Raw genomic sequence first — 12,546 nt, forward strand, 5'->3', positions numbered from 1 at the left:
AAAATTGTTAGAATCTACTTATAATTATGTAGTGGAGGTAAGATGCAGCCAACGTTTTCAAGATTAATCCCGACTAAATTGATTTCAAGTAAAGCAAATCAAATGATAAAAGTAAGCGAAACTGTAGAACGAACGTTATTATTAAATGAATTAAATCAAGCGGAGTTTTATCCTATGACGTTGGTCATTGCACCGGCAGGTTACGGTAAAACCACGTTGGTTTGCCAATGGAAAGAAAAACAATTAGTTAAAAATCAACGTATCGGTTGGTACTCACTTGATGAAAGCGATAATAAAACCGAACAGTTTTCCGCTTATTTTACCGCAGCACTTTCGCATGCGGCCGATTTATCTTTTGTCGGTGTGACTTACCAAAATAATTTAATAGATTATTTCTCACAATTATTGATTCAACTTTCTCAAGTACATAGCCATTTCTATTTAGTGATCGATGATTATCATCATATCGAAAATACGGAAATCCACGATGCACTTCGTTTTTGGCTAAAGCACCAACCGTCAACAATGAGCTTGATTGTATTGTCACGCTTAACACCTCCATTAAGTATTACCAATTTACGTATTCACGAACAATTATTAGAAATTGATGTGCATCAGCTCGCTTTTACCCCAACCGAAACGCGTCAATTTTTCGCACTGAAATTTAACGAACCACTCACAGATGATGAAGTCTTTTCACTTTGTGATCGGGTTGAGGGTTGGGCAACCGCCTTGCAGTTAGTCAGTTTTGCAGTGAAGCAAAACCCGGAATTACTACGCTCGCCGGAAAAATTATTTGTAAAACTGAATCAACAACATATCGCTGATTATTTGAACGAAGAAGTGTTTCATTATGTTGATCCGGAAATGAAATTATTTATGCAGCGTTGTGCGATTTTACGTTCAATGAATGAAAAACTGATATTAGCTTTGACACAAGATGAGAACGGCATTAAAAAGCTGGACGAACTAGAGAAAATGGGGCTGTTTATTCAACGGATCCTATATGATGACGGTGAGATTTGGTGGAAATTCCATCCGATTTTAGCCTCTTATCTAGCTCAGAGCTGTCGTTTGGAATTGCCGAGCGAATGGCAAGAATTACATAAAACTGCGGCAATGATGTGGCTAAAATTGGGCTATGGTTCCGAAGCACTTTATCACGCACAGATGTTGGAAGACTCTCATACACTGTATACCATTTTACAAGAATACGGCTGGTCGTTATTTCATCATGGGCAGCTCAAGTTATTAGAAGATTGTTTGGCGTTATTGCCGGCGGAGCAACTTTGGCAAGACTCAAACCTCGTGTTGCTAAAAGCGTGGCTCGCACAGAGCCAACATCGTCATCAGGAAGTGTCCGGTATTTTGCAAAAATTTCAGCCGAATCAACCGCTTGTTGTCGATTTACAAGCCCGTTTCGATGCGTTAAAAGCACAGGTGGCGATTAATGAGGGCAATGATGAGCAAGCCTATAATTTAGCTAAACAGGCATTAGTGCATTTATCAACCGATTTCGGTTATGCACAAATTGTTGCGAATTCGATTATCGGAGAGGCACAACATTGTCGAGGCTATTTGAAAGAGGGATTGGCTCAAATGCAAAAAGTGGAAAAAATGGCATTAGAGCAACGAGCCTATCATCAGTGGTTATGGTCGAAGCTGCAACAAGCGGAGATTTTATCGGCACAAGGTTTTTGGCAGTCAGCTTATGATTTGCTAAAAGATACTACGTTACAAGCACAACATTTGCACCAGATTCCGATGCACGAGTTCTTATTGCGTTTAAAAGGGCAAATTTTATGGGAATGGCACCATTTAGACCAAGCGGAAGCAATGGCAAATGCGGGTATCGAAGTTTTAGAAAAAGAGGGTGAACAGGCACATTGTTTAGCGTTGTTGGCAAAAGTGTCATTGACCAAAGGCGATTTAACCAACGCAGGGCGTTTAATAGAGCAGTGTCGTGATTTAATTATCTCTCACGCAGTACATTGGGATTGGCGTTCGACTTTTGATGAAGTACAAATACTGTATTGGCAAATCAGTGATGATAAATCACATTTGGAAAGTTGGTTGACGCAAGTTAGTTTTCCGGAACAAGATAATAACCACTTTTTACAACGACAATGGCGAAATATCGCACGTTGTTATTTGTTGCAGGATAATTTTGAACAAGCTTTGCATATACTTAATCGCTTGCTACAGACTTCGGCGACCTTTAATTTAATCAGTGATACGCAGAGGGCATTGATTTTGCGTAATCGAGTATTTTATCGCCAAGGTAGAATGGATTTAGCACAACAAGATTTGATTAGAGCATTAAATTTAACTCAGCAAACTAATTTTATCAGTGCTTTTGTGATTGAGGGGGATTTAATGGCACAGCAAATTCGCCAGTTACTGCAAATCAATGTGTTGGATGAACTTTCGACTCATAAAGCACAATTTATTTTGCGAAGTATTAACCAGCATAATCGCCATAAATTTGCCTATTTTGATGAAGAATTTGTCGCTAACTTACTGAAGAATCCACAAGTACCGGAACTACTCAAAATTAGTCCGCTTACTGCGAGAGAATGGCAAGTTCTCGGTTTAATTTACTCAGGCTACAGTAATGAGCAGATTTCACAAGAATTGGTGGTGGCAATCACGACGATTAAAACACATATTCGGAATTTGTATCAAAAAATTGGTGTGGCAAATCGTAGTGAAGCGATTGAATATACACGTAGTTTATTGCGAATGATGGGGTATAGTTAATCACAAACTTTATGTTTTGAGTCAGACAGATAATGCTCTTATATAGTGAGAGATATCCCTATTATTGAAGTATTTAGCCAAAAAAAGCATAGTAGACAAAAAGGTTGGTAATGATTATTTTCAGTGATCTTTACCAACCTTTTGGACTAATATGCCTAAAAAAATCCGCACCTGACTCAATCAAATATTTGATTGTTCAGATACGGATTTTAATTCATAAAGTGATTAAATCACTCGATTTATCGGATTACCATTGATAGCCAATGCTACCCACAGCACCAGTATCGCCTCTCGTATTTGTATTAAGAGAGAATTTCACACCGACTTTACCATTATCAGATAAACGTGAGTAACCTACTGCTACTGCACTTTCACCTCTGTAATTAGAAGCACCTGCAGCAACCATTGATTTACCCGGTAAAGTTGCGTGGTATAAACCGCCCGAAGCCATTGCACCAGCAATACCTGCACGTAGTTTCTTATCAACATTGTTTACATGGTTATGAACATTGCCAAGACCTTGTTTTAATTGATTTACGTTTACTGCGTCAGTACCTTTCACGCCCGGAGCAACATTATTGATCGTACGATTACCTGCGTTAATACCCGATTTAGTTACACTTGGTCCGTTCTTAATTGAGATACCATTGTTATTAATGCTTGTATCACCAATTTTCACGCTACCGTCGTTTCCTAAATCAACGTCCTTCGCTAATTTAACAGACATTGAGCCGTCTTCATTTGCGATTACACCGATATTGTTATTGGTTAACTTGTTGCTATCTGCACCACCTTTAATAGTAAGTGTATCGCCAAGTCTACGTTTAACAGTTACTTTCGGGTTATCTCCTTTGAATGATAAGCCGTCTTCAGTGGTTGCAACTTCATAGTTTTTGTTGCCGTCGTTATAAGTTATGCGAGTCGGGTTATTACCGTTAGGTGTTTTAGTATTACCTTTCTTAACCGTAATATTCGCTGTCGATCCGTCTTTACCGGTAATACCGATAGAACCGTCTTGACCATCTAGTGTAATACGATCGTTACCATCTTTATCTTTGATGTTAACCTTACCGTCTTTCCCTTTACCTGCGATATTTACAGTATTATTCAGATCAGTTTTAACATTGTTACCGTCTTTAGTCACAACTAAGTTGCCGTCGTTATTACCAAAGTCAACCGTATTATCAGTTTCATTTACAACAGAACTATTGGTTTGATCCTGATTTACAGTTAATTGCCAGCTACCTGAACCTCCTTTGCCTCCGTTAATACCGTCCTTACCATCTTTGCCGTCTTTACCGTTATATACGATACTTTCAGATTTATCGCCGTTAGGGTTAGTAATTACAATTGTGTGTGATCCATCATTATTATCAATAACTTCAGCAGTTGCAGCTTTACCATCTTTACCGTCTTTCACGGTCGTCCTAGTTTTTGAGCCATCCGGGTTAGTGACGGTTACAGTATGAGTACCGTCTTTATTGTCGACAACCTCAGCTGTTACAGATTTTCCATCTTTGCCGTCTTTACCGTCTTTTCCTTTTTCACCATCTTTAATAACCGTACTGATCTTAGTTCCATCTGGATTTGTGATCGTTACAGTATGCGTACCGTTTCCATTGTCTTTCACATCAGCGGTTGCAGACTTGCCGTCTTTGCCATCTTTTACAACAGTTTCAGACTTGGTGCCGTCTGGATTATTGATGGTTACAGTGTGAGTACCGTCGCCATTATCTTTCACATCAGCAGTTGCAGATTTACCATTTTCACCTTTATCGCCTTTGTCACCTTTCGCACCATCTTTCACAGTAGTTGTGGTAGATGTACCATCAGGGTTATTGATAGTTACAGTGTGCGTACCGTCACCGTTATCTTTCACATTAGCGGTTGCAGATTTACCATCTTCACCTTTATCGCCTTTGTCACCTTTCGCACCATCTTTCACAGTAGTCGTAGTAGAGGTGCCGTCTGGGTTATTGATAGTTACAGTGTGTGTACCGTCACCGTTATCTTTCACATCAGCCGTTGCAGACTTACCATCTTTACCGTCTTTCACGGTAGTCGTAGTAGAGGTGCCGTCTGGATTATTGATAGTTACAGTGTGCGTACCGTCACCGTTATCTTTCACATTAGCGGTTGCAGATTTACCATCTTCACCTTTATCGCCTTTGTCACCTTTCGCACCATCTTTCACAGTAGTTGTGGTAGATGTACCATCAGGGTTATTGATAGTTACAGTGTGTGTACCGTCACCGTTATCTTTCACATTAGCGGTTGCAGATTTACCATCTTCACCTTTATCGCCTTTGTCACCTTTCGCACCATCTTTCACAGTAGTCGTAGTAGAGGTGCCGTCTGGATTATTGATAGTTACAGTGTGCGTACCGTCACCGTTATCTTTCACATCAGCCGTTGCAGACTTACCCTCTTTACCGTCTTTCACGATAGTCGTAGTAGAGGTGCCGTCTGGATTATTGATAGTTACAGTGTGTGTACCGTCACCGTTATCTTTCACATTAGCGGTTGCAGATTTACCATCTTCACCTTTATCGCCTTTATCGCCTTTGTCACCTTTCGCACCATCTTTCACAGTAGTTGTGGTAGATGTACCATCAGGGTTATTGATAGTTACAGTGTGCGTACCGTCACCATTATCTTTCACATCAGCGGTTGCAGATTTACCATCTTCACCTTTATCGCCTTTGTCACCTTTCGCACCATCTTTCACAGTAGTCGTAGTAGAGGTGCCGTCTGGATTATTGATAGTTACAGTGTGTGTACCGTCACCGTTATCTTTCACATCAGCCGTTGCAGACTTACCATCTTTACCGTCTTTCACGGTAGTCGTAGTAGAGGTGCCGTCTGGATTATTGATAGTTACAGTGTGCGTACCGTCACCGTTATCTTTCACATTAGCGGTTGCAGATTTACCATCTTCACCTTTATCGCCTTTGTCACCTTTCGCACCATCTTTCACAGTAGTCGTAGTAGAGGTGCCGTCTGGGTTATTGATAGTTACAGTGTGTGTACCGTCACCGTTATCTTTCACATCAGCCGTTGCAGACTTACCATCTTTACCGTCTTTCACGGTAGTCGTAGTAGAGGTGCCGTCTGGATTATTGATAGTTACAGTGTGCGTACCGTCACCGTTATCTTTCACATTAGCGGTTGCAGATTTACCATCTTCACCTTTATCGCCTTTGTCACCTTTCGCACCATCTTTCACAGTAGTTGTGGTAGATGTACCATCAGGGTTATTGATAGTTACAGTGTGTGTACCGTCACCGTTATCTTTCACATTAGCGGTTGCAGATTTACCATCTTCACCTTTATCGCCTTTGTCACCTTTCGCACCATCTTTCACAGTAGTCGTAGTAGAGGTGCCGTCTGGATTATTGATAGTTACAGTGTGCGTACCGTCACCGTTATCTTTCACATTAGCGGTTGCAGATTTACCATCTTCACCTTTATCGCCTTTGTCACCTTTCGCACCATCTTTCACAGTAGTCGTAGTAGAGGTGCCGTCTGGGTTATTGATAGTTACAGTGTGTGTACCGTCACCGTTATCTTTCACATCAGCCGTTGCAGACTTACCATCTTTACCGTCTTTCACGGTAGTCGTAGTAGAGGTGCCGTCTGGATTATTGATAGTTACAGTGTGCGTACCGTCACCGTTATCTTTCACATTAGCGGTTGCAGATTTACCATCTTCACCTTTATCGCCTTTGTCACCTTTCGCACCATCTTTCACAGTAGTTGTGGTAGATGTACCATCAGGGTTATTGATAGTTACAGTGTGCGTACCGTCACCGTTATCTTTCACATTAGCGGTTGCAGATTTACCATCTTCACCTTTATCGCCTTTGTCACCTTTCGCACCATCTTTCACAGTAGTTGTGGTAGATGTACCATCAGGGTTATTGATAGTTACAGTGTGTGTACCGTCACCGTTATCTTTCACATTAGCGGTTGCAGATTTACCATCTTCACCTTTATCGCCTTTGTCACCTTTCGCACCATCTTTCACAGTAGTCGTAGTAGAGGTGCCGTCTGGATTATTGATAGTTACAGTGTGTGTACCGTCACCGTTATCTTTCACATTAGCGGTTGCAGATTTACCATCTTCACCTTTATCGCCTTTGGCACCTGTTGCACCAGTTTCGCCTTTATCGCCTTTAGCACCTGTTGCGCCGGTTTCACCTTTGTCGCCTTTTTCACCTTTAGCACCAGTTGCGCCAGTTTCACCTTTGTCGCCTTTTTCACCTTTAGCACCAGCTACGCCCGGATCACCTTTTTCACCTTTAGCACCAGTTGCGCCGGTTTCACCTTTGTCGCCTTTTTCACCTTTAGCACCAGTTGCGCCGGTTTCACCTTTGTCGCCTTTTTCACCTTTAGCACCAGCTACGCCCGGATCACCTTTTTCACCTTTAGCACCAGCTACGCCCGGATCACCTTTTTCACCTTTAGCACCAGCTACACCTGGATCACCTTTCTCACCATCTTTAATTTCGATTGAGCTATTGTCTGAGAATGTAACTTTCGTTCCATCCGGTGTTTTTTCAGTTTTAGTGATAGTAATTGATGTGCCGTTTTGACCCGGATCACCTTTCTCACCTTGTTCGCCTTTTGGACCTTCTTTAACTGTAGAAGAAATAGTAATTGAACCATCGGCTTGATCTACTTTGATATTATCGCCTGCGATAATTTTTACTGTATCGCCTGCTTTAACTAAGTGATTAGTTGCACCATTATTTTGTCCTGTACCACTTTTACCCGTTGTAACATACCAACCTAAGCTATTTACTGTATTAACGATATCATTTGCCGTAACAAATTTATTACCATCAGTACCTGAAATAGGATTAAATTTACCACCGGTAACGGTTGGAGTAGTAGTTAATACGTTATAAGAAATTTCACCGTTAGGGGTTACTTTAACCTCGGTATTTGTACCATTAATAAAGTTGACTTTACCGTCTTTATTTGTTGCAGGTTTACCATTTACATTGACATAATTGTATAACTGATCACCGGTAATTGCATCGCTAGAACCATTAGTTACATTCCCGTTAAGTAAGTTGGTTAATTCTTCTTTAGTAGTTGCTGTACCACGAGGTTTAATGACAACGTCACCAGTATATTCAGTTGCTCCTGGTTTTAATGAACCATCAGGATTAACCTGATCCTTTTTATATAATTTTCCATTAATTTGGACTAAAGGCTCTTTAGCATCTTTCGTTGCATATTCAAATGGCGAAGTGCTTAATGAATGTACAGTATAGGTTGTTTTATTTGTTTTAGGATCTTGTTGTGAGGTAACAATAGTATTGCTACCTGCATGAACTGCCGTTCTACCCGCATCAACATAGTTTTTGGTTGTTGCTTGGTTACCTGCTGTTGGAGGGTTGTTAATTGTTACACTATTAAATGTAGGTGTTTCGGAGAAAAGGATCTCTACTTTACCGTTTGTTGCTTGTGTTCTTACATTTTGACTTGAACCACCTGTTGCAAGTGTGCCTGAAATATTTAAGGTTGATCCTAATTTTTGTGTTGTTGAACCTGAATTACCGGTAAAAGTTAATGGTTGGTTTACGGCTGTATCAAGTGTTGATAATGCCGCACCTATATTATTGGTGGTTTGTTTCGCAGCAGCTGACGGATTTGAAGTTAATGTATAAGAAGGGGCTGAAACCGTACCGTCTGTATTCACTTTTGAACCGCCACCTAGACTGGTTGCAACAGATGTTGCCACATTATTGATGACTTGTTGAGCTGCGTGAAGTTGTGAACCGTTGATCGCATCGGTTGAAGTTGCCGATACTTTACCTGCAGCAACATTAATTAATTGGCGTGGAGCAGTCGAATTACCAACACTCATTACACCAGTAGGATTACTACCTTGGTAATCCTTATAAGTAATATTACCGGTTTTTGAGCTAGACTCTTTAGTTGCCGCTCTATCATTAGAGCCGTTACCTAATACAACGCTGTTAACTTGATTTGCAGTTGCACCTGTACCGATAGCAGTTGAGTTTTCTACATTAGCTTTTGCTTGATCACCAATTGCATTAGAACTCCTACCTTTTGCTTCCGCATAAGTACCTATCGCATTTGCACGATATTCAGTTGCTTTGGCATTATTACCAATCACATTTGCACTAACAGCGTTACTTTCCGCAATAGCCCCATTACCTAATACTACGTTATAACCTTTAGTAGAAGTTGTTTTTGCATCACCGATTACAATATCAGTTTGGGTTGCACTTTTGGCATTTACACCTAAAGCAACGCTACTTGCTATTGTTTCTAAATGTACAGTTTGACCATTAGAGATAAGGCTAGTTTTTAGGTTTGCCCATTGTCTTACACCTCCAATATCTAACCCTACTTGAGAGTCACCAGATACAGCAGTTGCTGCTTTTGCACCAGGAGTTAATGAAATAAGTGCAGTCGCAATTGCAAGAGCAGATAGTGTTAGCCCTTTATTGATAGATAAGCTCAAAGTCGGCTCAACACGGACATCTGTTGTACTCGATGCCTTACCCTTTGATTTTGATAACTCTGAGGTTACTACAAATTGTTGTAAGCCGTGATTCCAAATCACTTTAAAAATTTTATTCATTGTGTTTCTCTCTCTCTTTAAAATGTAAAGAGTTGTCAGATTCTTCTGTCATTTACTGACTGAGAATAGCTGATTCGATAAATAGTGATTACCTTATTAATAGTCAAATACTATTAAAAGATGGATTAATTAATAAAACTTGTTCGCCAATAAGATTATTGAACAATTATCAATCTATTATTGCAATAGAATTATCCTATTAAAGATAAACCCTAAAAAATAATTTAAAGTATTTTTTAGGAATTTTGCATTATATTTTTAAGTTTATGTAAGTCTACCCCCCCCCCGGCAATTTTACAGTTTATATACATTTATTTACTTATTCTATTGATATAAATCAAAATTTATAATCTAAAAGGATTGCTTATAAACTACACTCTAAATTTATTATTTTTTCATTTAAGCTAAAAATAAATTCGATTGCATAAAAAACGGGTGTTGTTAAAACACCCGTTAATGATTGTTGAGAGATTAAAATTGATTATTTTTTCCAAATACGAGCTTGGTAATCTCGAATTGAACGGTCTGAGCTAAAGCTGCCGAGGCGAGCGGTGTTCAGAATCGTTGATTTTAACCAAGCGGTCTGATTTTGATAACGTTTTGCCACTTCTTGTTGTGCTGCACGGTAGCTAGCAAAATCGGCTAATACGCAGAAATAGTCTTTGTTTAGCAAATCATAAACAAGAGGTTCAAAGATTTCTTTATCGCCACCGGCAAATGAGCCGTCTGCTAATGCATCAATCGCTTTGCGTAATACTTCATCTTGTTCGTAATATTCACGAGAAACATAGCCTTTTTCACGTAATTCACGTACAGATTCCACCGTATGACCAAAAATCACGACATTTTCCTCACCGGCAAATTCGGCAATTTCCACATTCGCACCGTCAAGCGTGCCTAAGGTAATTGCGCCGTTTAGGGCTAATTTCATATTACCGGTACCGGAAGCCTCTTTACCGGCAAGTGAAATTTGTTCGGAAACATCTGCCGCCGGAATGATTTTTTCCGCCAGACTTACGCTGTAGTTCGGTAAAAATGCCACTTGTAATTTGCCTTGCATATCTGGATCGTGGTTGATGACGTGTGCCACGTTATTAATCGCTTGAATAATTTGTTTCGCCATAAAATAACCCGGTGCAGCTTTACCGGCAAAAATAAAGACACGCGGTACAAAGTCCATATTCGGATTAGCTTTCAATTCTTGGTAAGTCGCAATAATATTCAATAGATTGAGGTGCTGACGTTTATATTCGTGGAAACGTTTGATTTGTACGTCAAAAATCGCATTTTGATTGACTTGAATACCCAACGTTTCTTCAATCACTTTTGCCAATGCTTGTTTATTTTGTTGCTTAATCTCAGCGTAAGCGGTCTGAAATGCTGCATTTTCTGCAAGTGGTTCGATTTGGCGTAACAATTCTAAATTCTGTGTCCAGTCGCCTTCAATATGTTGATCGAGTAATGTACTTAATAACGGGTTAGCTTGGCGAATCCAACGGCGAGGCGTAATACCGTTCGTCACATTATGGAATCTGCCGTTAAAGAGTTTTGCATACGCTGGGAATAAATCACTTACTACTAAATCAGAGTGAATTTGTGCCACGCCGTTCACTGCAAATGACCCCACCACGCAAAGGTTCGCCATACGTACACGGTTATTGGCGATAATTGCTGTTTCGTCCCATACATTAGCTAATTCATCTTCACTAAAACAGGCTTTGACTTGTTGGTAAAGCTCAAGATTAATGCGTTCAATGATGATCAAATGACGAGGTAATAGTTTAGCAACAAGGTTTTGATCCCATTGTTCTAGCGCTTCCGGTAACAGGGTGTGGTTGGTATAAGCGAATACGTTTGAACAGATTGCCCACGCTTTTTCCCAGCTGTAACCGTATTGGTCGAGTAATAAACGCATTAACTCAGGAATCGCAATTGCGGGGTGGGTGTCATTTAATTGAATCACTTCAAATTCAGCTAATTGCTCAAGTGTTCTGCCTTTTGCTAGATGGTTTTTGAGAATATCTGCGACTGAACAAGCACAATGGAAATATTGCTGCATTAGGCGTAATTCTTTACCGTTTTGATGGTTATCGTTCGGATAAAGCACTTTGGTAATTTTTGAAGCATCAATGACGCTAGATTCCGAATCTAAATAATCACCGTCATTGAATTTTGCTAAATCAAAAGCGGTTTCGCTATAACCTTGCCATAAGCGTAATGGTTGTTGTACGCCTTTATAACCGACCACCGGTAAGTCAAACGCTTCGCCGTAAACCGTCCATGCCGGTTGCCATTCATATTTGTCGCCGGCAATATGATGAACTTCGCCGGCAAAACCGACCGCTTGGCGGAAATCCGCACGGTGTGACTGTAATGGGAAGAAATCACGTCCCCACGCATCGCCTTCTTCATATTGTCTGCCAGCCCAGTCAAAACTTTGTTTGAATAAGCCGTATTGATAATGTAAGCCATAGCCAACAGCCGGTTGAGCAATGCTTGCCATAGAATCTAAATAGCAAGCGGCAAGACGACCTAAGCCACCGTTACCGAATGCTGGATCAGTTTCTTGTTCTAAAATATCGACTAACGTTTTACCGTATTTCGCCACTTCATCTACTACATATTGATATACACCGAGGTTCTGTAAGTTATTACCGAGTAAGCGTCCGACTAAAAATTCCATTGAAAGGTAATTCACTTTACGAGTATCGGTAAGCGGTGCATTTTTTGGAAAAAATTGTAAAGCGGCTTGGTGTGCGACTTGTGCCACTAGCTGATACCATTGCTGTTCGGATAATTGTTGTGGGCTAAGAGAACGTTCTTCACAATAATGTTGTAAGGACGTTTCAAAAAGTGCTGAAAATTGAGCTGTTATAGACATTTGATTCTCCAAAATAAAACTGAAAGACTTTCGTTATTATTCAAAAGAGTGAATATGAAAAAATCCTCCCCGACTAAAATTAGTCAAGGAGGATTAAGCAGTAGGATTAAGATGATTTTTTCTCGGTTGTTTCTTTCTTATCCGATTCTTTTTCCGGATCGAATTTCACAACGGGGACGCAACCTCGACAAGCACCTTGATTGACACCAAGTTCCTCACAAAATTTATCGTATTTTGCGAGGGCTTTTTTAAACCATCCTTTTGGTTCGTCTGACATATTACA

4 protein-coding genes are annotated in these 12,546 nt (G+C 40.2%); 1 reads left to right on the forward strand and 3 read right to left on the reverse strand.

Annotation, left to right across the window (positions count from 1 at the left end):
* The first annotated feature begins 42 nt into the window (after positions 1-42).
* Entirely contained in the window at positions 43-2,760 is a 2,718-nt protein-coding gene (gene malT, locus NYR60_RS00560; RefSeq protein ID WP_279467115.1) for an HTH-type transcriptional regulator MalT, read from the forward strand.
* Positions 2,761-3,007: 247 nt separating this feature from the next.
* On the opposite strand, the gene NYR60_RS00565 is transcribed toward malT, so the two are convergent.
* From NYR60_RS00565 to NYR60_RS00575, 3 genes are all read right to left on the reverse strand, one after another.
* On the reverse strand, positions 3,008-9,382 hold the full coding sequence (locus NYR60_RS00565; RefSeq protein WP_279467116.1) for a collagen-flanked surface repeat-containing protein: 6,375 nt from the start codon (positions 9,380-9,382) through the stop codon (positions 3,008-3,010).
* A 481-nt stretch (positions 9,383-9,863) separates the two neighbouring features.
* Positions 9,864-12,263: a glycogen/starch/alpha-glucan family phosphorylase gene (gene glgP / locus NYR60_RS00570; protein ID WP_279467118.1), complete on the reverse strand. Its 2,400-nt coding sequence runs from the start codon at positions 12,261-12,263 to the stop codon at positions 9,864-9,866.
* 106 nt (positions 12,264-12,369) lie between these two features.
* Entirely contained in the window at positions 12,370-12,540 is a 171-nt protein-coding gene (locus NYR60_RS00575; RefSeq protein ID WP_279467120.1) for a DUF5363 domain-containing protein, read from the reverse strand.
* Positions 12,541-12,546: the final 6 nt, after the last annotated feature.

Origin of the sequence: Actinobacillus genomosp. 2 (assembly GCF_029773605.1) — a bacterium.
In the GTDB taxonomy this organism is placed as follows: Bacteria; Pseudomonadota; Gammaproteobacteria; order Enterobacterales; family Pasteurellaceae; genus Actinobacillus.

Bases quoted from the DNA above. Each gene is read 5' to 3' on its own strand.
- NYR60_RS00565 (WP_279467116.1), bottom strand. From the start codon at position 9,382: ATGAATAAAATTTTTAAAGTGATTTGGAATCACGGCTTACAACAATTT.
- glgP (WP_279467118.1), bottom strand. From the start codon at position 12,263: ATGTCTATAACAGCTCAATTTTCAGCACTTTTTGAAACGTCCTTACAA.
- malT (WP_279467115.1), top strand. From the start codon at position 43: ATGCAGCCAACGTTTTCAAGATTAATCCCGACTAAATTGATTTCAAGT.
- NYR60_RS00575 (WP_279467120.1), bottom strand. From the start codon at position 12,540: ATGTCAGACGAACCAAAAGGATGGTTTAAAAAAGCCCTCGCAAAATAC.